Origin of the sequence: Achromobacter pulmonis (assembly GCF_902859765.1) — a bacterium.
In the GTDB taxonomy this organism is placed as follows: domain Bacteria; phylum Pseudomonadota; class Gammaproteobacteria; order Burkholderiales; family Burkholderiaceae_B; genus Achromobacter; species Achromobacter pulmonis.
The window spans coordinates 1-23,455 of the sequence record NZ_CADIJV010000015.1; the positions used below are offsets into that span (position 1 = coordinate 1).

20 protein-coding genes are annotated in these 23,455 nt (G+C 60.9%); 16 read left to right on the forward strand and 4 right to left on the reverse strand.

The genetic code is table 11. The annotated features are described in order from the left end of the window. The first annotated feature begins 87 nt into the window (after window positions 1-87). The 7 genes from HV701_RS14190 (at window position 88) to rfbC (ending at window position 7,552) form a co-directional block, all read left to right on the forward strand. Entirely contained in the window at window positions 88-753 is a 666-nt protein-coding gene (locus tag HV701_RS14190) for a DUF502 domain-containing protein (RefSeq protein ID WP_175133756.1), read from the forward strand. 40 nt (window positions 754-793) lie between these two features. Further along, on the forward strand, window positions 794-2,581 hold the full coding sequence (aspS, locus tag HV701_RS14195) for an aspartate--tRNA ligase (RefSeq protein ID WP_175133660.1): 1,788 nt from the start codon (window positions 794-796) through the stop codon (window positions 2,579-2,581). Between the two features lie 336 nt (window positions 2,582-2,917). Next, window positions 2,918-3,784: an endonuclease/exonuclease/phosphatase family protein gene (locus HV701_RS14200; protein WP_175133661.1), complete on the forward strand. Its 867-nt coding sequence runs from the start codon at window positions 2,918-2,920 to the stop codon at window positions 3,782-3,784. Beyond that, window positions 3,781-4,992, forward strand: coding sequence for a cardiolipin synthase ClsB (gene clsB / locus HV701_RS14205; protein ID WP_175133662.1), 1,212 nt, complete (start codon window positions 3,781-3,783; stop codon window positions 4,990-4,992). Before HV701_RS14200 ends, clsB begins: the two co-directional genes overlap by 4 nt. Window positions 4,993-5,055: 63 nt before the next feature. Then, on the forward strand, window positions 5,056-6,108 hold the full coding sequence (rfbB, locus tag HV701_RS14210) for a dTDP-glucose 4,6-dehydratase (RefSeq protein WP_175133663.1): 1,053 nt from the start codon (window positions 5,056-5,058) through the stop codon (window positions 6,106-6,108). Continuing rightward, the gene (rfbA, locus tag HV701_RS14215; protein ID WP_175133664.1) at window positions 6,105-6,998 is read left to right on the forward strand and encodes a glucose-1-phosphate thymidylyltransferase RfbA; all 894 of its coding nucleotides are present in this window, start codon (window positions 6,105-6,107) and stop codon (window positions 6,996-6,998) included. The genes rfbB and rfbA overlap by 4 nt, the downstream gene beginning before the upstream one ends. After that, window positions 6,998-7,552, forward strand: a complete 555-nt coding sequence (rfbC, locus tag HV701_RS14220; RefSeq protein WP_175133665.1) for a dTDP-4-dehydrorhamnose 3,5-epimerase — start codon at window positions 6,998-7,000, stop codon at window positions 7,550-7,552. Before rfbA ends, rfbC begins: the two co-directional genes overlap by 1 nt. A gap of 33 nt (window positions 7,553-7,585) precedes the next feature. Here the strand turns inward: rfbC and HV701_RS14225 are convergent, their stop codons facing one another. From HV701_RS14225 to HV701_RS14235, 3 genes are all read right to left on the reverse strand, one after another. Next, window positions 7,586-8,479, reverse strand: coding sequence for a DMT family transporter (locus HV701_RS14225; RefSeq protein ID WP_175133666.1), 894 nt, complete (start codon window positions 8,477-8,479; stop codon window positions 7,586-7,588). A gap of 13 nt (window positions 8,480-8,492) precedes the next feature. After that, the gene (locus HV701_RS14230) at window positions 8,493-9,851 is read right to left on the reverse strand and encodes an MFS transporter (protein WP_175133757.1); all 1,359 of its coding nucleotides are present in this window, start codon (window positions 9,849-9,851) and stop codon (window positions 8,493-8,495) included. Between the two features lie 95 nt (window positions 9,852-9,946). Then, window positions 9,947-10,516 carry an SRPBCC family protein gene (locus HV701_RS14235; protein ID WP_175133667.1) on the reverse strand — a complete coding sequence of 190 codons (570 nt, stop codon included), beginning with the start codon at window positions 10,514-10,516 and terminating at the stop codon, window positions 9,947-9,949. A 297-nt stretch (window positions 10,517-10,813) separates the two neighbouring features. Between HV701_RS14235 and HV701_RS14240 the strand changes: the two genes are divergently transcribed. From HV701_RS14240 to HV701_RS14280, 9 genes are all read left to right on the forward strand, one after another. Continuing rightward, complete coding sequence (locus HV701_RS14240; protein ID WP_175133758.1) at window positions 10,814-11,791, forward strand: NAD-dependent epimerase/dehydratase family protein; 978 nt, start codon at window positions 10,814-10,816, stop codon at window positions 11,789-11,791. A gap of 2 nt (window positions 11,792-11,793) precedes the next feature. Further along, a complete protein-coding gene (gene asnB, locus HV701_RS14245) occupies window positions 11,794-13,671 on the forward strand; it encodes an asparagine synthase (glutamine-hydrolyzing) (protein ID WP_175133668.1) in 1,878 nt (625 codons plus the stop codon). A 2-nt stretch (window positions 13,672-13,673) separates the two neighbouring features. Next, complete coding sequence (locus HV701_RS14250; protein ID WP_175133669.1) at window positions 13,674-14,513, forward strand: ABC transporter permease; 840 nt, start codon at window positions 13,674-13,676, stop codon at window positions 14,511-14,513. Next, the gene (locus HV701_RS14255; RefSeq protein ID WP_175133670.1) at window positions 14,510-15,844 is read left to right on the forward strand and encodes an ABC transporter ATP-binding protein; all 1,335 of its coding nucleotides are present in this window, start codon (window positions 14,510-14,512) and stop codon (window positions 15,842-15,844) included. Before HV701_RS14250 ends, HV701_RS14255 begins: the two co-directional genes overlap by 4 nt. Then, window positions 15,841-16,710 (forward strand): methyltransferase domain-containing protein, encoded by an 870-nt coding sequence (locus HV701_RS14260; RefSeq protein ID WP_175133671.1) that lies wholly within the window; start codon window positions 15,841-15,843, stop codon window positions 16,708-16,710. Before HV701_RS14255 ends, HV701_RS14260 begins: the two co-directional genes overlap by 4 nt. Beyond that, window positions 16,707-17,942: a lipid II:glycine glycyltransferase FemX gene (locus HV701_RS14265; protein WP_175133672.1), complete on the forward strand. Its 1,236-nt coding sequence runs from the start codon at window positions 16,707-16,709 to the stop codon at window positions 17,940-17,942. Before HV701_RS14260 ends, HV701_RS14265 begins: the two co-directional genes overlap by 4 nt. Beyond that, on the forward strand, window positions 17,939-19,342 hold the full coding sequence (locus HV701_RS14270) for a polysaccharide deacetylase family protein (RefSeq protein WP_175133673.1): 1,404 nt from the start codon (window positions 17,939-17,941) through the stop codon (window positions 19,340-19,342). Before HV701_RS14265 ends, HV701_RS14270 begins: the two co-directional genes overlap by 4 nt. Before the next feature lie 112 nt (window positions 19,343-19,454). Next, on the forward strand, window positions 19,455-20,855 hold the full coding sequence (locus tag HV701_RS14275; protein ID WP_175133674.1) for a glycosyltransferase family 4 protein: 1,401 nt from the start codon (window positions 19,455-19,457) through the stop codon (window positions 20,853-20,855). A gap of 103 nt (window positions 20,856-20,958) precedes the next feature. Then, the gene (locus HV701_RS14280) at window positions 20,959-21,930 is read left to right on the forward strand and encodes a class I SAM-dependent methyltransferase (protein WP_175133675.1); all 972 of its coding nucleotides are present in this window, start codon (window positions 20,959-20,961) and stop codon (window positions 21,928-21,930) included. A gap of 44 nt (window positions 21,931-21,974) precedes the next feature. Here the strand turns inward: HV701_RS14280 and HV701_RS14285 are convergent, their stop codons facing one another. Further along, entirely contained in the window at window positions 21,975-23,372 is a 1,398-nt protein-coding gene (locus HV701_RS14285) for an FAD/NAD(P)-binding protein (protein ID WP_175133676.1), read from the reverse strand. Window positions 23,373-23,455: the final 83 nt, after the last annotated feature.

The window sequence follows — 23,455 nt, forward strand, 5'->3', positions numbered from 1 at the left end:
CGCGCCGGCCGCCAGCGCGGCGGCCGCGCCCGCCGCGGGATCGCCCGCCGCGGGATCGACCGCTTCCTGAGTACACGCCCGATGCGTATGCGCGTCATCAAGAAGTACTTCATCACCGGCCTGTTGATCTGGGTTCCCCTGGTCATCACGGTGTGGGTGCTGGGGCTGCTGGTCGCGACCCTAGAAGGGTTCGTGCCTGGCTTTCTGTCGTCCGAGTCGCTGTTCGGCGTCGACATTCCCGGCTTCCGCGTCGTCCTGGTCATCGTGGTGGTGCTGTTGACGGGCATATTCGCGGCCAACCTGATCGGCCGTACCATGGTGGACCAGTGGGAAAACCTGCTGGGCCGCATCCCGTTGGTGCGTTCGATCTACAACTCGGTCAAGCAGGTCAGCGACACGGTGCTGGCACCCAACGGCCAGGCGTTTCGCCGCGCGGTGCTGCTGCAGTATCCGCGCGCTGGCAGCTGGACCATCGCGTTCGTCACCGGCACGCCCAGCGGTGAAGTGGCCGACCGGCTGCCCGGCGACCACATCAGCGTGTATGTGCCAACCACGCCGAATCCCACGTCCGGCTTTTTCCTGATGGTGCCCCGTGCCGACACGGTGGACCTGCAGATGAGCGTGGACGCGGCCCTGAAGTACATCGTTTCCATGGGCGTCGTCGCCCCGGCCCCGGCCTCTGCGCCAGGGGGTCGGTCGGCGCCGCTCCCTCCGGCCTCGGACGCGCCGCGCGCGCCCGGCGTCGACCTGTAACCTTTTACGCTACTACCAAGCACACAACGGAGTTATCCCGATGCGTACCTGCTACACCGGCCAGGTTTGCCGCGACCATCTCGGCCAGACCGTCACCCTGTATGGCTGGGTGAACCGCCGCCGCGACCACGGCGGGGTCATCTTCATCGACTTGCGCGACCGCGCGGGCCTGGCGCAGATCGTGTTCGATCCGGATAACGCCGCCTTCGCCACCGCCGAGCGCCTGCGCAACGAATTCTGCATCCGCGTCACCGGCCTGGTGCGCGAGCGTCCGGCGGGCACGGCCAACACCGAGCTGGCCTCGGGCGAAGTCGAAGTGCTGTGCAAGGAAGTCGAGATCCTGAACGCATCGGTCACGCCGCCGTTCCAGCTGGACGACGACAATCTGTCGGAAACCACCCGCCTGACGCACCGCGTGCTGGACCTGCGCCGTCCGCAGATGCAGCGCAACCTGATGCTGCGCTACCGTGTGTCCATCGAAGTGCGCAAGTTCCTGGACCAATTGGGCTTCATCGACATCGAAACCCCGATGCTGACCAAGAGCACGCCGGAAGGGGCGCGCGACTATCTGGTGCCCTCGCGTGTGAACGCCGGCCACTTCTTCGCGCTGCCGCAATCGCCGCAGCTGTTCAAGCAGATGCTGATGGTGTCCGGTTTCGACCGCTACTACCAGATCACCAAGTGCTTCCGCGACGAAGACCTGCGCGCCGATCGCCAACCCGAATTCACCCAGATCGACTGCGAAACCTCGTTCCTGGACGAGTTCGAGATCCGTGAAATCTTCGAGAACATGATCCGCCACGTGTTCAAGGTGGTGCAGGACGTCGACCTGCCGACGCCGTTCCCGATCATGACCTGGACGGAAGCCATGCGCCGCTATGGGTCGGACAAGCCGGACCTGCGCGTGAACCTGGAATTCACCGACATGACCGACGTCATGCGCGATGTGGACTTCAAGGTGTTCGCCGCCGCCGCCACGGCGCCTGGCAGCCGCGTGGTCGCGCTGCGCGTGCCCGGCGGCGCCGAGCTGTCGCGCAGCGAGATCGACGCCTACACCCAGTTCGTCGGCATCTACGGCGCCAAGGGTCTGGCCTACATCAAGGTCAACGAAGTGGCCAAGGGCCGCGACGGCCTGCAATCGCCCATCGTCAAGAACCTGCATGACGCCGCCCTGGCCGAACTGGTCAAGCGCACCGGCGCGCAGGACGGCGACATCATCTTCTTCGGCGCCGACCGCGAGAAGATCGTCAACGACGCCATCGGCGCGCTGCGTGTAAAGATCGGCCACAGCGAGTTCGGCAAGAAGGCCGGCCTGTCCTCTTCGGGCTGGATGCCGCTGTGGGTGGTGGACTTCCCGATGTTCGAATACGACGAGGAAGATGGCCGCTACACCGCTGCCCACCACCCCTTCACCAGCCCGAAGGATGGCCACGAGGACTTCCTGGAATCCGATCCCAGCAAGGCGTTCGCCAAGGCCTATGACATGGTGCTCAACGGTTGGGAAATCGGCGGCGGCTCGGTTCGTATCCACCGCGAGGAAGTGCAGAGCAAGGTGTTCCGCGCGCTCAAGATCGGCGCCGAGGAAGCCCGCGAGAAGTTCGGTTTCCTGCTCGATGCGCTGCAATACGGCGCGCCGCCGCATGGCGGCATCGCCTTCGGCCTGGACCGCATCGTCACGATGATGACCGGCGCTGAATCGATCCGCGACGTGATCGCCTTCCCGAAGACCCAGCGCGCTCAGTGTCTGCTGACGCAAGCGCCGTCCGAGGTCGACGAGAAGCAACTGCGCGAACTGCACATCCGCCTGCGCAACACCGAAGTGAAGTAAACCCGTCTCCGGGCGCCTGCGGCGCTCCCCCCTCAAGGGGGGGCGCCGCGCGGGACCGGCAAAGCCGGATCCCGGTGGCCCGGCTTGGAGCGGTGTCTCGGGCTCGTGGCCTGGATTTCTGCTTCGCCGCTGGCTTTGTGAGGCCATTTCCGGATGTGTCGCGCTGGCATGAGCTGGCCTGGCCGATACCGTTTCAGGGTGTCTCCGAGGTGGGTAGGTTGCACGGAATTGGAGTAATCTGAAAAACGCCGCCTGCGTTGGCGGTGCTTGCCGCAATTCCGCTTTTGCGAACCACGGCCGGCGGTCTCACTGTCTTGAGAAGGCGCCATCTCCTCCATGTCGCTCATTCGTGTCGTCAGCTACAACATCCACAAGGGCCGCTCGGCACTAGGCCGCCGCGACTCCCTGAACGAACTGCGCCTGGGCCTGTACGGGCTGCGCCCCGACCTGGTCTTCCTGCAGGAAGTACAGGGCCGCAACGAGCAGAAATCGCTGCTCGATGCCCAGCACGAATCGCTGGCCGCCGCGCTCAAGCTGGACGTGGCCTATGGCCGCAACGCCATCCGCCACGAGACCGACCACGGCAACGCCCTGCTGTCGCGCTTTCCCATCCTCGAACACGAGAACCAGGACATCTCCGACCACCGCCTCGAACAGCGCGGGCTGCTGCACGCGCGCATCGAGCTCGATGGCCGCGCCGTGCATTGCTTCGTGGTGCACCTGGGCCTGTTCGCCGGCAGCCGCAGCCGCCAGATCCTGGCGCTGACCGAGCGCATCCGGCGCATGGTGCCGGACGGCGAGCCGATCCTGATCGCCGGCGATTTCAACGATTGGGGCGACCGGCTTGCGCCGCTGTTCGTGCAGCAGCTCGGCCTGTACGAAGTGTTCTCGCACGCGCCGCGCAGCCATGGCGGCGAATTGCCGCGCCTGCGCGATTCGGTCAAGCGCCTGAGCAACGCCTTGCGCGGCCTGCCCAGCAGCGGCGTGTCGGTGCTCGAACGCACCAACCAGCTGGGCATGGACGGCAGCTCGCGCCTGTTGCTGCCGCCGCCGCGCACCTTCCCCGCCGTCTTCCCCTGGTTCCGCCTGGACCGCATTTACCAGCGCGGCTTCGCCGTGCGCAGCGCGCGCGTGCTGCGCGGCCGCGAGTGGGCGCGGCTGTCCGATCATTCCCCCTTGCTGGCCGAGCTGGAACTTCCGTGAAGGCTGAGCAGGTCAGGCTGGAGTGGACCGACGGCAACGATATCCGGCTGCTGCAGAACGGCACCGACTTTTTCCCGGCGCTGTGCCAGGCGATCGACGCGGCGCAGGCCAGCGTGCATCTGGAAACCTACATCTTCATGTTGGATCGCACCGGCTTGAAGGTGCTGGATTGCCTGATGGCGGCGGCCGTCCGTGGCGTCAAAGTCCGCGTGGTGCTAGACGGCTTCGGCGCGGCCGAGAGCGCGGATAGCTTGCGCGAACGGCTGATCGCCGCGGGGGCGCAGTGCCGTGTGTTCCGTCCGGAGCCGCGCTGGTTCGCCCGGTTCATTCCGTCGCGCAGCCGCCTGCGGCGCCTGCACCGCAAGGTCACCATCGTCGATGGCAACGTCGCCTTCATCGGCGGCATCAACATCATCGACGACTACGATGACCTCGATCCCACCGATGGCATTTCGGCGCCGCGCTTCGATTTCGCGGTGCAGGTGCGCGGCCCGCTGGTGACCGAGGCGGCCTACGCCCAGGACCTGCTCTGGGTGCGCCTGAACTGGGCGCGCCTGCGGCGCCATCCGCGCGACTGGAGCCGCATGCGGCTGACCAAGCCGAGCCACGCGCCCGTGGCGCCCTGTGGCAACTTGCGCGCCGCGCTGGTGCTGCGCGACAACCTGCGTTTTCGCCAGACCTTCGAGCGCGCCTATCTCTACGGCATCAGCCAGGCGCGGCGCGACATCCTCATCGCCAACGCCTATTTCTTCCCCGGACGCCAGTTCCGACGCGCCCTGGCCAAGGCCGCCGCGCGCGGCGTGCGGGTGCGGCTGCTGCTGCAGGGCAAGGTCGAATACCGCATGCAGTACCACGCCACGCGCTCGCTCTACGACCAGCTGCTGCGTGACGGCATCGAGATCTACGAATACATGCCGAGCTACCTGCATGCCAAAGTGGCGGTGATCGACAATGTGGCCACGGTCGGTTCGTCCAACCTGGATCCCTTCAGCCTGCTGCTGGCGCGCGAGGCCAACGTGGTGATCGATGACCAGCCGTTCGCCTGGGACCTGCAGGAGCGGCTGGAGGCGGCCATCCAGCAAGGCGGGCGTTTCATCCGGCCGCTGGAGTATCAGCGGCGCGGGTGGGTGCGGCGGTGGGTGGATGCGGTGTCGTATACGTTGCTGCGGATCGGGGTGGCGTTGACGGGGACGTCGGATAAGTATTGAAGCGGCGGCCACGGCGGTAAACTGCTGGGCTGGAAGGCAGCGCCTTCATTCGGGCACTAGGCAATGAGCATTCTCGTCACCGGCGGCGCCGGATTCATCGGTTCCAACTTTGTGCTGGATTGGCTGGCACAAAGCGATGAGCCCGTGGTCAACCTGGACAAGCTGACCTATGCCGGCAACCGGCACAGTCTGGATGGGTTGAAAGACGACGCGCGCCATGCATTCGTGGTGGGCGATGTCGGCGACATCGCGTTGGTGACACGCCTGCTGCGAACGCACCAGCCCCGCGCGATCCTGCATTTCGCGGCGGAGTCACATGTGGATCGTTCCATTGCCGGATCCGGGGACTTCATCCAGAGCAACATCTGCGGCACCCATGGTCTGCTGGAGGCGGCGCGCGCGTATTGGGCGGGCCTGGCCGGTCCGGCGCGCGACGACTTTCGCTTCCTGCATGTTTCTACCGACGAGGTCTACGGCTCGTTGTCGCCCGATGCCCCTGCCTTCACCGAATCCAGTCCCTTTCAGCCTAACAACCCTTATTCCGCCAGCAAGGCGGCCAGCGATCATCTGGTGCGGGCCTGCGGCAAGACCCACGGCCTGCCGGTGCTGACGACGCATTGTTCCAACAATTTCGGGCCGCGGCAGTTTCCGGAAAAATTGATCCCCCTGGTGCTGCGCAATGCGTTGGCTGGCAAACCTCTGCCGGTATATGGCGATGGCCTGCATGTGCGCGACTGGCTCTATGTGGCGGATCATTGTCGTGGACTATGCCAGGTGCTGGCGCAGGGACGCCCGGGCGAGACCTACAACCTGGGGGGGGGCAACGAGCGCACCAACCTCGAGGTGGTGCTGGCGGTCTGTGCGTTGCTGGACCAGGTGCGTCCGCGTGCCGATGGCGCGTCGTACAAGGTGCAGATCACGAGAGTGGCGGACCGCGCCGGGCACGACCGCCGCTACGCTGTCGATACCTCGCGCGTCCAGCGCGAACTGGGCTGGCGGCCCGTCGAAACGTTCCAATCAGGGCTCGAGAAAACCCTGCATTGGTATCTGGACAATCCCCAATGGGTGGCCGAGATCGAGGCACGGGCCCATCGGTGCGGAGGTTTGCTGCCATGAAGGCATCAGCGCCGCGCAAAGGCATCATCCTCGCCGGCGGCTCCGGAACGCGGCTGCATCCGGCGACGCTGGCCATCAGCAAGCAGCTGATGCCGGTGTACGACAAGCCGATGATTTACTACCCGCTCAGCACCTTGATGCTGGCGGGCATACGCGACATCCTGGTGATCGCCACGCCGGACGATGCGCCGCGCTTTGCCCATTTGCTGGGAGACGGCAGCCGTTGGGGCCTGAACCTGCGCTATGCGGTGCAGCCGTCGCCGGACGGCTTGGCGCAGGCCTTCCTGATCGGCGCCGATTTCATCGGCGGCGCGCCTTGCGCCCTGGTGCTGGGTGATAACCTCTTCTATGGCCATGATCTGCCGCAATTGCTGGCGCAGGCCGACGCGCGCCGGCAAGGCGCCACCGTGTTCGCCTATCATGTGCAGGACCCGCAGCGCTATGGCGTGGTGCAGTTCGACGGCCGCGGCCAGGCATTGCGCATCGAAGAGAAGCCGGCGGTGCCACAGTCCAGCTATGCCGTGACCGGCCTCTACTTCTACGACAACCAGGTGGTGGAGCTGGCGCGCGGCATTCGGCCATCGGCTCGCAACGAGCTGGAAATCACCGACCTGAACCAGGCGTATCTCGATCAGGGCCGGCTGCATGTCGAGATCATGGGACGGGGTCACGCCTGGCTCGATACCGGCACCCATGACAGCCTGCTCGAGGCCAGTCAGTTCATCGCCACGCTGGAACGCCGACAGGGCCTGAAGGTGGCCTGTCCCGAAGAGATCGCCTTCCGCAAGCAATGGATCGATGCCGCGCAACTGGAAGCGCTGGCCCGCCCGCTGCAGAAAAGCGGCTATGGCGATTATTTGATGAGCTTGCTCAAGCGGCTGCCGTTCTGATGATCATCACTCCCCTGGCCCTGCCTGACGTCCTGCTGATCCAACCCGAGGTGCACCGGGACGCGCGCGGCTGCTTCTTCGAGACCTATCGGCAAGCGGAGCTGGATGCCGCGGTGGGACGGCAATTGCGTTTCGTGCAGGACAACCAATCGGAGTCGCACCGCCACGTGTTGCGTGGCTTGCACTATCAAACTGTGGATCCCCAGGGCAAGTTGTTGCGCGTGACCGAGGGAGAGATCTACGACGTCGCGGTAGATGTGCGCCAGGGCTCGCCGACGTTCGGACAATGGGTCGCCCAGCGCCTGTCCGGCGACAACCGGCTGCAACTCTGGATTCCGGAAGGCTTCGCGCATGGCTTTCTGGCGCTGTCCGAGCGTGCCGTGGTGTCGTACAAGGCGACGGCGTACTACCAGCCGGCGCACCAGCAATGCCTTCTGTGGAACGACCCCGACCTGGGAGTGGCCTGGCCCCTGGCTGCCGCCGCTCCGCTGTTGTCGGCCAACGACCAGCGGGGTTTGCCCCTGGCGCGAACAGCCGGCGTCCGGATCGCCTAGGTTACGGTCCGGAAAGATCCGGCGCGCTGGCGGTCATCGGCCCTGGCCGGCCATGGCGCGGGCCTTGCCGCCAACCAGGCCGAGCGCCAGCGCCGTGCCCACCAGGATGATGCCGGCGCCAACCAGGATGGACGCGGTGATGGCCTCGTCCAGGAACCAGGCACCCCAGACCACGCCGAACACCGGCACCAGGAAGGTAACGCTGACCGCGCCGGTCGGCCCGACATTGGCGATCAGCCGGAAGAAGATGATGTACGCCGCCCCGGTGCAGACAACGGCCAGCAGGACGGTGGCGCCCCAGGCCCCGGCCGATATCGGCGCTTCGGGCCAGGTCGCCAACGCCAGCGGCAGCAGCACCAGGGAAGCGGCAAGCATGCTGCCGGTGGCGTTGGACAGAGCGTCCACGCCCGTCAGGAAACGCTTGGTCCAGTTGGCTGCAATGCCGTAGAAAATCGGGGCCGACACCGCCGCCAGCACGGCGGGGCCGGTGCCGCCAGCGTGGAAATCGAGCTTGTCCCAGACCAGCACGACGATGCCCAGCAGGCCGATCGCCAGGCCCAGTGAGCGCGACCAGGGCAGCCGATCCTTCAGCCACAGCCAGCCGACCACCGCGCCCCACACTGGCGTGACCGCGTTGGCCACGGAAAGAAACCCCGCGCCGAGCGATTGGGCGGCGTAGGCGTACAAGAGGAATGGCAGCGCGGCGTTGAAAACGCCCACCACCAGTATGGCCCTCCAATGTCTGGCGATGATGGGCAGCTTTCCGCGCCACAGGGCGGCCGGCAGCAGAAACAGAGCAGCCAGGCCAACGCGCAGTTCGATCAGCGCGACTGGCCCGAACTCGCCCACGGCCAAGCGCATGAACAGGAAAGAGCCGCCCCAGACGGAGGCCAGGAGCAGAAGGTCCAGCAGGTCGCGGCGGCGCATGATCGGTAGTGAATCAGGACTGAGCCCGCGTGGTGGCCAGGTTTTTCATCTTGACCCGATGCGCAAGCACTGCGCAGATCAGGCACAGCACGATACACACGACCAGGCCGGTGCGCACTCCGTTTAGTATCGTGCTGTGCGAAATCAGGATGCCCACCACTGCGGTGCCCAGTGCGCTGCCGATGGCGCGGGTGGTCTGCACCAGGGCAGAGGCCACGCCCACATCGCGGCGTTCGCTCAGCATCTGCATGAACAGCGTCAGGTTGGGCAGCAGGAAGCCCAGGGCACAGCCGTTGACGAAGAACGCGGCCAGGATCCACCAGGCCGAGGTGCCCGGTGAAATCAGCAACACCATCAGCGTGCCCACGGCCAGCATGCCGGCGCCGAACACCATCAGGCGCTGCGGTTCCGTCTGCCGGGGAAACAGGCGGCCATTGATGATGCTGCCCACCGAGATCGCGGCCACCAGCGGGGTCAGCAGCAGGCCGGCCTCGCTCGGGGTGTAGCCCAGCACCTGCTGCAGCAGCAGGGGGCTGTAGAAGATCAGCACAAACATCACGGCGCCGACGGTCATTGCAGCCAGGTTCAGCAACTGTGGTTCGCGGCTGGCCAGGACGCGCAGCGGAAAGATCGGTGAGGCGACCCGGCGTTCGATAGGAATCAGCAGGGCGATGGCGGCAATGCCGGCCACCGCTAGCACCAGGCCCATGGTGGGGTGGGCATGCTCGCCTTCGGCAAAGCCCAATTCCAGCGCCGCCAAGGGCGCGCCTACGGCCACCACCAGCAGGACGGCGCCAACCCAGTCGATACGCCGTTCGCTGGTGTGGACTGGCCGGATGCGTGGGAAGTATCTGGCCAGCAGGAACAAGGCCACCGCCGCGGCGATCGGGGAGATGAAAAAGGCGGCGCGCCAGCCCAGGGCCTGGGTGGCCGCGCCGCCCAGCACGGGGCCGATACCGCTGGCCATGGCGAAAGCTGCCGACACCAGCGCCATCCATTTCACCCGTTGCTTGGCATCCGGGAACAAATCTGCCGGCGCCGCGAAGGCGGTGGCGATCATCATGCCGCCGCCGATGCCCTGCAGGGTGCGAAAGAGGATCAGCTGGCCCATGGTTTGCGACAAGCCACAGGCGATGGAGCCCAGCGCGATGATCAAGACCGACACCAGCATCAGGGGCTTGCGGCCGAACATGTCGCCCAGTCGTCCGAAGATCATGATCGACGCGGCGGTGGCCAGCAGGTAGCCCGTTCCCACCCAGGCATACAGCGCCATGCCGTTCAGGGCCTCCGCCACCCGTGGCAGCGTGGTACTGATGATGGTGGAATCAAAGGCCGCCAGCACCACGGTGGCAGCCACCCCGGCCATGCCCATCAGCAGGTCGTGGCGGGAATGGGCGGGTTCTGGTGGGGGCGATGGCAGAGACGGGGCGGTCATGCCGTCAAGGATATCACCGGCCCCACGGGTTTTTACTTATAGAAGGCGTGGTAGCTCCAGAACACGGCGATCACCAGTACCACCAGCGCCCACGACCAGCGGGAGTTCGCCAACCCCCGGGGTTCGGGTTCCGGCGGCGGCGGGGGGGGCGCCAGCCGCGGCTGGGCGGCCATGTAGTCGATGAAGGCAGTGAAGAACTTGTCGATGATCTTCTCCCCGGCCTTGAGCACCAACCCTTCGCCGCACTCGGCCAGCTTGCCTCCGGTCATGCCGGCGACCGTGTAGGCAAGCCGGGTGCCTTCGTCTTTTGTCGACAAATTGACCTGGGCGGTGCCGATGGCCAGGCAGGCGGCGCGCCCCTTACCCTCGAACACCAGGGTGCAGCTGTTGGGGGGATCGACATCCGAGAGCAGGATCTCGCCTTCGTAGTCGGTGTCCAGACCGGCGATCTTGGCCCGCAGGGTGACGGCATACTCGGTGGGGCTGCGCTGGACGACTTCGACGCAACCGGGAATACACCGCTGCAGTACGGCGGGATCGGTCAACGCATCCCACGTCTGGTGCTGGGTTGAAGGAATCCACTGGGCATCTGCAATGCGCATGGTTGTCTCCTGTTGTCGGAATCCTTGCCCTATTGTGGTTCCAAACCCCCGGGTTGGCTACTGCGGAATGGCAAGCCATTGAACAACAAGAAATGTCATTAAATGATATTGATAATTAACTACCATTTTGCAGGTAGCATCTCGTCATGGCAAACCGTATTCGGTGGGGCGTCCGCGCCGACCAATGGGGAGCGCCAGCGCGAGAAATGGGGCCGTTCAGGCCGTTGGCCAGCGTAGGGAACGGGCGCCAATCTGGATACAATGCCACTTTCGCTCAGAAAGAAAAAGGGCATTCTCATGAAGCTTGCTGGTTCTAAGATTCTAGTCATCGGCGGTGCCGGTTTCATTGGCAGTTTTGTTGTCGCTGAACTCCTTAAGCACAATGTGGCCGAAGTCGTCATTTACGACAACTTCGCTCGCGGAAAACACAGCAATATTGCTGAGTATCTCAAAGATCCTCGTTGCCGCCTGTACCCTAACGGCGGGGATATTCGCGATGTCGATTTGTTGAACGATGCCATGTACGGCATGGATGGCGTGGTCCATCTGGCTGCCATGTGGTTGCTGCACTGCAAGGACTTCCCGCGCACCGCGTTCCACGTGAACATCGAGGGAACCTTCAACGTGCTCGAGGCCTGCGTACGCAACAATATCAAGCGCTTGGTCTACTCGTCGTCGGCCTCGGTGTACGGCGATGCCGTCGAAGTGCCCATGACCGAGACCCACCCGTTCAACAACCGCAACTTCTACGGCGCCAGCAAGATCGCCGGCGAAGCAATGTGCCACGCGTTCCATGACCGCTATGGCCTGAGCTACGTGGGTCTGCGCTACATGAACGTGTATGGCCCTCATCAGGACCAGACCGCTGCCTACACTGGCGTGATTCCTATCATGCTCAACAAGATCGACGCCAACGAAGCTCCCGTGATCAACGGCGATGGCACTCAGGCGTACGACTTCATCTCCGTGGAAGATGTGGCTCGCTGCAATGTGCTGGCCCTGGAGTCCGAGGCTACTGACGAGTTCTACAACGTCGGCACCGGCGTACAGACTAGCATCAAGGAACTGTGCGACACCATCCTCGACATGAAGCAATCCGACCTGAAGGTGGAGTACCGCCCTTATAGCGCCGATGATGCCCGTCGCATGGTGCAGAACCGTATCGGTTGCCCGAAGAAGGCCGAACGGGATCTGGGCTTTACGTACAAGTTCGAATTGCGCGAAGGCTTGCAGTCGTTGATCGACTGGCGTCAAAAGCACGGGGGCGAAGCTTAATCGTGTGTGGAATCGCCGGTTTTTTGAATCTTGACGGTGCCCCTGCCGCACCGGATCTCGTCAAGCGGATGACCGATGCCATCGCGCATAGAGGCCCGGATGGCGAGGGTTGTTGGACCGAAGGCCCCGTCGGATTGGGACACCGGCGATTGGCGATCATTGACTTGTCTCCGAGCGGGCATCAGCCCATGCGCTCGGTGGATGGCCGCTATTCGCTCACCTATAACGGCGAGTTGTACAACTACCGTGAACTGCGTGAGGAGCTTGAGGCCAAGGGGTTTCGTTTCGGTTCCACCAGCGACACCGAGGTTGTCCTCTACGCCCTGGTGGCGTGGGGCAAAGCGGCGCTGACTCGCTTCAACGGCATGTTCGCGTTCGCCTTCTGGGATGGGCGCGAGCGTCGCATGCTCCTGTCCCGGGACCGTTACGGTATTAAGCCGCTGTATTACTCCAAGGTCGGGCAGTCTTTCTTATTTGGCTCCGAGACCAAGGCCATTCTTGCGCACCCTGCGGCGCGCGCGAAAATGAATCTCCCGGGCCTGCTGGAATATTTCACTTTCCAGAATTTCTTCACCGATCAGACTCTGTTTGAAGGAGTGTCGATTCTGCCGGCAGGTTGTTCGCTGGAGGTCGACGCCGTCAAGGGCGTGGCGGCGATTGAGCGTTACTGGGATTACTGCTTCCAGGAACCGGAGAATCCCAAATCCGATGCCGAGTACATGGAAGAGCTCGATTTCCTCTTTCAACGGGCGGTCAAGCGCCAATTGGTTTCGGATGTCGATGTGGGTGCCTATCTGTCAGGAGGCATGGATTCCGGGTCGATCACGGCATTGGCGGCGCGGCAGGTCCCATACATGCGGACTTTCACGTGCGGCTTCGACATGACGTCGGCATCAGGCGTCGAGCTGAATTTCGACGAACGGCAGGCTGCCGAGCGCATGTCCTATCTGTTCAAGACCGAACACTACGAAATGGTGCTCAAGGCCGGTGACATGGAGCGCATCATGCCGGCCATGGCATGGCATTTGGAAGAGCCCCGTGTTGGCCAAAGTTATCCCAATTACTATGCGGCGAAGCTGGCCAGCAAGTTCAATAAAGTCGTATTGGCTGGCACCGGTGGTGACGAGATTTTCGGCGGTTATCCGTGGCGTTATTACCGCGCTGTGGTGAACGATGATTTTGAACACTATATCGATAAATATTACGCCTATTGGCAGCGTTTGATTCCTAACTCGCAGATTCGCGAAGTATTTTCACCGGTATGGGGAGACGTCAAGCAGGTTTGGACGCGCGATATTTTTCGCGACGTATTCGCCTCGCACGCCAATACCCTGACCCGCCCGGAAGACTACGTCAATCACTCGCTGTATATGGAGGCCAAGACTTTCTTGCATGGTCTGCTTGTGGTCGAAGATAAGCTCTCTATGGCCCATGGTCTGGAATCGCGTGTGCCGTTCCTCGATAACGACCTCGTCGATTTTGCCATGAAGCTGCCGACCCGATTGAAGTTGGGGCATCTTGAAGATGTGGTGCAGCTCAATGAGAACGAGCCCGGCAGTAAGACGGCGCGCTACTTTCAGAAGACGCGCGACGGTAAGCTGTTATTGCGCAAAATGATGGCCCGCCATGTACCGCAGGATATCGTTGAACGCGAGAAGCAGGGTTTCTCCGCACCGGATGCCAGTTGGTTTAAGGGCGAGAGCATAGATTATGTACGCAGGCAGCTGTGTTCCAGTAATGCTCGAATCTATGATTATCTTGATCGTCGTACCGTCCAGAAATTGGTGGAGCAGCATTTGAATGGTGAGCAAAACCGGCGGTTGTTGATCTGGTCGTTGTTGAACGTCGAGAGTTTCTGTCAAGCTTATCTGGACAAATAGCAATGCTGCTTAACGCATTGAATCCGGTCGCCAACTACAAGGCTGTGCGGCGAATCGTGGCGCTGTACGTAAAGCAACGCCACCTGCTGGTTGAGATGGTGAAGCGCGATATCCTGGACCCTCATGCCGGCCATGTGCTGGGCGGCGTCTGGGCATTCCTGCACCCGCTGTTCATGATGGGTGTCTACATGTTCCTGTTTGGCGTTGTCATGAAGGCGCGCGTCAACCAGTCGCATGAAATGCCGCTGGATTATTCCGCATACATTCTCAGTGGCATGGTGCCCTGGCTTGCCATTCAGCTTGCCATGGCGAAATCGGCGTCGGCCATTATTTCGAATGCGAATCTGGTCAAACAGACCATCTTCCCCGTCGAGATTTTACCGGCACGTGCGGTGATCGCCGCCATGGTGCCGCAAGCGATTTCCCTTGGTGTGCTGATTATCTATGTGTTGGCCACACATGGCAGTCTCTTCTGGACATACTTGCTGTTGCCCCCGTTGCTGTTCATGCACCTAGCGTTGATGCTTGGTATTGCATTCATGCTGTCCGCGATTTCCGTGGTCGTGCGAGACATGAAGGAGTTCGTTCAGGTTTTTTCGCTCGTGGGTATTTTTTTGGTACCCGTCGTGTTTCTCCCCGACTGGGTGCCTTCGTTATTTAAGCCGGTCATCTATGCCAACCCATTCAGCTATCTGATCTGGTGTTATCAGGATGTACTGTACTTTGGCCGGATTGCACATCCGCTGGCCTGGGTGGTCACGTTCGTGTTTGCCGTCGTGTCGCTGGCCATGGGCAGTCGTTTGTTTGCTCGCTTCAAGGGCTTTTTCGGAGATGCGCTATGAGCACCGATATTGCCATCAGCGTCCGGAACCTGTCCAAATGCTATAGGATATATAGTAGCCCAGCAAACATGGTGCGTGAGATGCTCACAGGCAAACCGCGCCATGCCGAGAAATGGGCATTGCGCGACGTCTCGTTTGACGTAGCGCGTGGCGAGGTCCTCGGCATTATTGGATCGAATGGTGCGGGCAAGAGTACTTTGCTGAAGATTCTGACCGGTACGCTTGAGCATACCGGCGGCGAGGTACGCATCAATGGCAAGGTATCCGCTATCCTGGAGTTGGGCACAGGTTTCAATCCTCAGTACTCGGGCCGTGAGAACGTCATCATGGGTGCGATGTGCATGGGGATGACGCTGCAGGAGATCCAGGCCAAGATGGACTGGGTCATTGACTTCAGCGAGTTGGGCGATGTTATCGACCAGCCGTTTCATACCTATTCGAGCGGCATGCAAGCGCGGTTGACCTTTTCAACGGCGATCTGCGTCGACCCGGACCTGCTTATCGTGGACGAGGCGCTTGCCGCGGGTGACGCTAGTTTCGTGCACAAATGCATGCGGCGCATGCGCGAAATATGCGCCAGTGGGTCGACTGTACTGTTCGTGAGCCATTCCGAAGCAACGGTCATGGAATTATGCGACCGTGCAATCTGGATTGATAGTGGGCGAGTGCGTATCGATGGTCCCGCCGAGCCCGTTTGCAAAGCCTATGCCCAGAGTGTCTGGGAAGTTGTGGATGATCGCAACCGACGTGAATCATCTGTGGCCTTTGATCGAGCAAAAGATACCGTGGAAGCCAACGGCAAGTACGAGCTTGCCGGCCAGGAGGTCCGCATAACGGGCGTGCGCCTGCTGAATGCCGAAGGCGAAGAGGCAACGGTATTCACAGCCGGTAATCCACTCACCCTGGCGATCGATTGGGAGGGCCAGACGGATCACCCGCAGGTCTATTGCAATTTCCGCATCGATGGTGAGACAACCCAGGCAGTGTCAGGTTATGACGCGGCTGATTTCAAGGTATTCATCAACGAAGGTCTGCCCTTGCGGGGGCGTGGAACTGTGCATTACCGTATTGATAGCCTGGATCTGGGGCTGGGGCGCTATTATCTCAGCGTTGGCTTGCGGTTTTATATGATCCCCAAGAACAAGACTGATGTATTGCATTATGTCGAGAAGGCGGCGGTATTCTCGGTCAAGCGCAAGGTATTGTGGAATCAGAGTTTCGTGTATGAGCCGCCGGTTCATGCGACGTTCACGTACGTTGAGGATGCGGATGACGGTGGCAGGTCTGCTATCAATGTGCACGCCGGAACAGGCGACAGGGATACCAAATGAATTGGAAGAACGAGGCTCGGCAGTTTTTTTCTCATCGTGCCAAGGTCGTGGGCGAGCGGCCCACGTTACAGGATCTTTGCTATGTGAGCGGGCGTGATTCCCGTGTGTGGGCTGACCAATCGCGCTATGACGATATGATGGACAGCATTGTGCGTACCATTGGTGCGGACGCGTCATCGCGTGTGCTGGAAGTAGGCTGTGCCGCCGGCTTTATCGCTTGCGGCGTCGCGCCAAAGGTTGGCCAATACGTAGGCGTCGATGTGGCGGAAGGCGCAATCGAATGCGCTCGTAGCCTGGACTTGCCCAATGCGACCTTTCATGTTGGCGATGGTGGAGCCTTGCCCTTCGACGATAGTATGTTCGACGGCGTGTACTGCTATGACGTGCTGACCAACTTTCCGACGTTCGACAGTGTGAAAGGTCTGGTTCAAGACATGGTGAGAGTGGTGCGTCCGGGCGGCAAGGTGCTACTAGGCTCCATTCCCGATGCCAGTAATGTCGAGGATTTTCTGAAGGCGGTTGCGCGGTTCCAGGCGGAATTGGCTGAGCAGATTCCTGTGGCCGAGCCCGCTACGGTACCTGCGCCTGCGGTCGTGCCGTCTACCGCGCCCGCCGTATCGGGATTGTGGGCGAAGATTTGCGCGCTGGTCGGTCGTGGAACCAAAGCTGCGGTTTCCCCCGAACCCGTTCCGGCAGCGGCTTCTGCTCCGAGCGACGAAGGCGGAATAACCTGCTTCTACTTTGCCAAGCAGGATTTTGAGTCCTTTGCCAGCGAATTGGGCGTGAATTGTGTGATTGAGGAAGTGCATCTGCGCCATCCGTTCTACGGCTATCGCTACAACGTCGTATTGACGAAACCAGCATGAAGCTGGTCGCATTTCGCGATATTCCGAATCATGACTGGGATGCTGTATGTGATGTTTCCGGTCAGGCTTGGCTTTTTCATCGCGCTGCTTGGATAGCCATCGAAGAGCACTATTTCTCAAGAGAGAATCTCTCTGTCGGTTTTGAAAGCAAAGGCCGATTGGTGGCGGTACTGCCGCTCTATTTTTCAGATTCCAGCAAAGGCGCCGCCCAGGAAAATCTGCTGCATTCAGGCATACATCGGCATGCGGGCCTCGCCTGCGTCCCTGGGCTGGATGCCGACAGCTTGGCGGCTCTCAGAGCGGTCATGCGCAACTACCTGTTCGAGCAGGCAGCGGCCAAGCATTGCCACCGGATCCAGCTTGCTTCACAGAGCCTGGCACCGGAAAGCCTGGATGGCTTGCACGCTTTGGAGGTTCCGTTCTGGGTGAGTGATTGGGGTTTTTTCCACGGACTGGCTTTTGGTCCGGGGGGGATGTATCCAGCACCAGCGATGAATACAGTCGCATGTGATCAAGTCGTCATGCTGGATGACGGCGGTGAGGATGTGCTGTTCTCCCGCTTGGCCGAGGCTTGTCGCCGCAATGTGCGCAAGGCGCTCAAAGCAGGCGTCGAGATCCATCGGATGCAGGGGCTTGATTCAATCAGTCGCTATTACGAGATGGCCCAGGTCTCGGCGCAACGCACGGGCGAATCCCTCGCACCTCTCTCGTATTATCAGGACCTCTGGAATGCGTTGTATTTGGCGAACCGATGCTGGCTGCTGGCTGCTGTTCATGACGGCGAGGCCGTTGCGATGCTGTTGGTGCTGGTCGACAAAGGCGGCGCGAGTTATCTGGGAGGCGTGTCCACGATCAAGGGCCTGGAGCTTCGGGCAAACGATATGGTGCATTGGGGATTGATACGTATGCTGAAGCAGGAAGGCTATCGTTGCTACCGGCTGGGACCGGCGTTTCCGGGGCTGCCCGATGATTGGCCGATTGTTCGCGTGTCGCGTTTCAAGACGAAATTCGGTGCGCGTTTTGTGCCGTTGACGACTGGAAGCTATTTTCTCAAACCTGACCATTATCGGGAACGCGCGATGGAATTGGTTCGCCTGTTGATGACGTCACCAGAAGGCACAACGGCACTCGAGGACGCGGGATTGGTGGAGGCGGAAGTGTCTGTGACGCGGCGAGCGGGTCTGCTGCGCCGAGCCAGCCGCTTTGCGATTCGATTATTGAGTAGAAGATGAATAGCATCAACGGCACATGCCTGGAGCGCGATGTCGTTGCGCACCATTTGCGTTTGTTTGGTATTCGTGGGGCGCAGACGGCCCAGGTCTTGACGGCGCCTGATGCCGAAGAACTGGCTCAGGTCGAAAGCGGTAGGGTACTGGTCATCGTGCAGCCGCAGGAAAGTGCGTGCGCCATATTGGGCCTGCGCCACAAGCTCGTATCCTGCCTTGCGCCCAGGGTCTTTGATGGGCATCGGGGGCTGCCCGCCGCAGCGCGGCTTCGTTCGCTGCATGATTTTTTCACCTATGAAGGTGCTGGCGACGTCTTGCTGAGAGACGCGCAGCATGGTCCCGTCTGGCTGGCACTGCGATGGGGGGAGTCGCCAGTGGTCGTGGTTGGTACTAACCTTTCTGGTGATCTGGTGCGGTACCGGCAAGGTGATCCCGCACAAGTAATGGGTGACCGCGGTGGTGAACTGTGGGGCATTGCAGGCGAGCGCCCAGTCTATCTCTATGCCTCGCAACGCGAAGGCGAGGATGACCATTGCCGGCACGCCGATTATTGGGCGCTCTTGTTGGCGACGGCGCTGGAGCGTCATGCCGCGCTCACGCGTGAGCCGATGTTTCCTGGCAATGCGCCAGGTGCGGTCGTGGTTACTGGTGATGACGATCAAGCGTTTCTTGACAAATATGCTGAGCAGCAGAGAGTGCTGAGCGGCACGCCAATCACCTACCTGCTGCACCCCTTGACCAAGCACAACCGCAAGACACTACGGCAAATGCAGCGTGCCAATCCGCGTGTCGATCTGGGCATCCATCCTGATGCGCTGGAGACTCCGGATGAATATAGCGAGAGGTTGCATGAGCAGGTGGAGTGGTATCGGAACCTGGTTGGCGAGGCGCCGGAGTCGGTGCGCAATCATGGTTTCCTGAACGATGGTTATTGGGGGCATTTGCCTTCCTGGGAGCGAGAGGGCATAGTTTTCAGCTCCAACCTGCCGGGCGTAGGGGGGACCGTTCTCAATGGGTCGCTATTGCCGGCTCGTATGGCAACGTCGGAGCGGCTGACCCAGCATTGGTCACTCTTGACTGCATTCGGTGATGGGATGTGCTCGATTTATGGCTGGTCCCAGGAAGAGGCGAGGCAGCGCATACTGAGATATGGGCAGGCTGTACGCGACAGCGGTTTGCCGGGAATCCTAGTCTTCAATTTGCACCCACAGAATATCAGCGAGATGCCGGGTCTGCATCAGGCTGTGCATGACTTGATTGCTGAAGGATTCCTGGCTTGGAACATGCGGGATTGCCTGAATTGGGCCTTGGCAGCCGACGGGCAGGCTCCACGTCAGCGGGTACGTCGAACGGGTTTCGCGCGCATGCTCGGCGGATTGAAGTTTTGGAAATCCCGGGGCAAATAGGTTCTGAATGTCTATAAAGAAATTGCTTGCAATGTTGGGGCGGCGACGGCCGGCCCCCGAATTCCGGGAGGCTTGGCACAGCTGGGATCAGCATCCCTGGAAGCATCCCTGGTTGACGTCGAAGAACCTGCGGCAGATGCGCGATTACAGCCGTGACTTTTTCGAGCGCGAAATCCAAAAAACCGCCAACATGGACGTGCGTAAGCTGAAGATCGGCTTCTGTGGGAATTTGGCGAACAATCTGTATTTTCGGGCGCGCCCGCTTCGCCGCGAGGGACTCGATATAGATATTTTCCTCCATCCAGATGACAAATTTGTGATGGGACAGCCTGCATGGGAAGAATTTGATGGTGTCCTCAATGGTCCTGCGACCATGCAGGAGCTGGAGGCTATCGGCGTGCATTTGCAGGAGGTGCCTGGGGTCTACGCACGGTTGCCGGACGAAGCGGATACGTCGCTGCCACTTCCATTTCTGCGCGATTACGACAAGAGTCACTTTCTTCCGTACGTGGAAGGGCCTTACCGGGCTACGCTACGGGCGTTGCACCAGAAAGACGTTCTATGGGGCGCTCAGTCAACTTATCTGTCTTACTTGGCCAATCGGCCTTACGTCGTTTCGCAGACGGGTGGTGATATCTGGCTGGAGGCATCGCGCGATGACATGTTGGGTCATCTGCAGCGTTTGGCTTACGCGAATGCGCGGGTATTCGTGGTTTCGAATCCGTGGAGCTATGCGCACGCTCGCCGCTACGGTTTCAGGAATTTGATCTATCTGCCCATGACGCTGGACCAGACGCAGTACTGTCCAGGCCATGGGGCTTCGCGCAAGGAGTGGGAAGCAAGCACGGATGGCAATTTTTTCGTTCTCACCACCTCGCGGTTGGATGAAAGAAACAAAGGCTCATCCCTGGCGATAGCAGGATTCGCCGAGTTTGCGAAACGCTGCCCAGGTGCGCGGCTCGTGGCCCCTGGTTGGGGCAAAGATCATAGTCTTGCGGAGGGTGCCCTCGCCAAGTTGGGCATCGCAGATCGCATGATTTGGTTACCACTTTCAGGCAAGGAAAAAGTCCGAGATTACTTGCGCAGTGCCGATGTGTTCATCGATCAATTCGTCCTGGGATATTTCGGAGCGGCCGGATTGGAAGCCATGGCAACGGGTCTCCCCGTAATTGGCCGTACCGAGATGGCCCAATATGAGGCCCTGTGCGAGACGGGCGCGCCGCCTATTCTGCAGGCCGCAAGTGCAGTGGAGGTGGCGCAAGCGCTTGTGGGGTTGCAAGCCAACTCTGCTATGCGACAGAAAATTGGCGAGAATTCTCGAAAATGGTTCCTAAACAATCATGGATCTAGCCGCTGGTATCCGCAGTATCAGGCTCTGTTCAATGCTACCGCTGCCAATCAACGCGTGAATTGGCGACGGTCGCCTTTGAGCGCTCCGCTCGGCAGTGATGAGATCGAATATCATCGCACCGGATTGGCTGCCGCTCCGCCTTTTCCGAACTATCAGTGGTAGCATCTGCCGTCGTAGCAAGCGCTTCGCCATGATTTATTTCCGCAAGTTGATACCAACCAGTTTTCGGCACGCTCTAGGCCGGATTCCGTAGGAGAATGAGGAAATGGCAGGTAGCCGGACGCAGGGATTTGAAACCAGGGCGGTGCGCGCGATACGCCGCCGGTTGTATCGCATCAGGGACCGCATCATGGGACCCGATCCACGGGTTGCCGCAGTGGTGCAGGATAAAGTCCATGCTCTGGAAGAGCGGCTCGTGGAGCAGCTTACCTATCTCCAGAACGAGATAAGCGAGGCAAGGCAATACCTCCGATTCCTGTTGGGGGAGTCCGATCGGTATCACCAATGGATGAATCAGACTAGGGCCAGCTTCAATACGCAGTGGGATATGCTTCCTGAAGGCGCCCACTTGGTCACGGACGAAGCCTTTGTGGCAAATTCCGGCAAGCTGATAGAGACTTACACGCAGTTGCCAGCTTCGTGGTTCAAGGGTAAATCGATCCTGGACGCGGGTTGCGGTAATGGCCGCTGGGCTTATGCGTTGTCCCGGCTGGGCGCTAATGTCATGGCCGTGGATCAGTCGGAGCACGGGCTGCGGAACGTACGGCGCTTGTGCGAGGAATTTCCTGGTTTTCGTCACCGAGCAGTGAATCTGCTGGAACCTCTTCCGTTTAATGACCAGTTCGACCTAGTGTGGTCGTACGGCGTATTGCACCACACGGGCGACACCAAGCGGGCGTTCGACAATATTTTGCCCGCCGTCAAAGCAGATGGTTCGATGTTCCTGATGCTGTACGGCGAGCCTTGCCGAACGGGGGAGTACGCCGAGATCAATACCTATGTGCAACATCGCCGCGCCACGGCCGCAATGACCTTTGCCGAAAAGGTGCAATACCTGAAAAGTATCTATCCTGCGGAGTTGGTGCATGGGTACTTCGACGCGATCAGCCCTGCCATAAATGATCTTTATCGGTACGACGAGATTCTGGACTGGTTGAACCTGTCTGGTTTCTCTCGCGTCAGCCGGACGCTGGATAGTCGCAATCTGCACATCATGGCGCACCGTAACGGCGGGTGACGCGGTCGGGGGTGTTATCTCTGCGCGGCCCCGGGCCTGCCGTGCTAGTGCAAGGCAGAAGTTCGCTCGAGCTGCTCCAGCAGGGTGGAAGCCAAGGCCGCCGCCTGCACGCGAAGTTCAGGCACCGCTGTGGTTTCCCATAGATGCCCTTTCATGGGAGGACCGATCGTGAACAGGGTGGGAGAGGCCTGCCCGGTAGCGTTGATCAAGGCGCCCTTGGCGTTCGTGGCGAGACCGAATCCGATCGGATTGGACTGCACACAGCCCTGCGCGAACAACTGCCGGAGCAGGGGGGCATCGAGTTGCTTCAGGTTGGGTTCTGGACCGGTGCAATACACAATCTGATCCACTTCCAATGGCAGCGCTGGTTGGCCGTGGCGTTGGAGTGTGGCGATCACGCCTCCTGTCGAATCGGTTTCGTGTCTTGTCACGCGCGCCCGGTGCACGACGATGGATCCATCGCTCAGGGCAGCGCGAAAGATGTCATCGATCTGTGCCGCAGTCCGATGCCGATGATTATCCCAGTAGGGCCGGACATGGCGCATGAACATCTTGCGGTCGGAGAGGGAAAGCGATTGCCAGAGGCGGGCGTTGTGAGGCCGCATCGCGTCAATGACGCTGCGCCAATCGCCACCTTGTGCCATGTGCGTGGCGATGCGTTGGCGGACTTCGCGCACGAGTGCCCGCAGATTGCTGCCCTGGAGAGCCCCACTTTCCAGTATGGCGAGTTGCCCATATGGGCGGTGGCGCCGCGGTGTCAGGCCGCGGCGGGAAGCGATGTGGATCCTTCCGGTGTAATGGTTTGCGCGTAGTGCAACGACCAGATCCAACGTGGTCAGGCCGGAACCGACCAACAGGCATCGGCGGGTTTGAAGCAGGGCTTCAAGAACGTGAGGTGCCCACGGATTGCGATGGCACACGTTAGGCGCAGCCGCGGGTTCCATCGGGCGCGTCTGGGCAAAATTGCCCAACGCGAGCACACAGAGGTCGGCGTGCCAGTGGGCGCCAAGGTGCGTCGTGATGTTGTGGCCTTGGTGGGCTGGCACCAAGCAAGTGACTTCGTCCGTCACTATTTCAACCGCATGGCGATGCGGGGCGGTGGCGATGGCTTCCTGTAAAACTTGAGTCAGGTAGCGCCCGTACCAGGCTCTGGGAAGGAACGCAGTGGCGGCAATCTCGGGAACCCATGGGGCCTCGACTCGGCAGTTCGCTGTAGCCCAGTTGAGAAAATGGTCGGGCTGGTCGGGAAGTGCGCTCATCGAGCCGGCAGGTACATTGAGCAGATGACAGATCTGTGTGGCGCTGTACGCCAAGCCTTTGCCGACTTGATTGGCTGTCTTTTCGACGAGACGAATGTGTAGCGGCATCGTAGCGCTGCGCAGCAGATGAACTGCGGTCAACGAGCCGCTGAAGCCGGCACCGACAATTGTGATTTGCTTCATGGTAGAGAGGGCCATGGAGTGCGCAGCGTGAACTGCCGGGCTGAGTTTGTCGCAATATGCGTCTTTGTAAATATTTTACGATA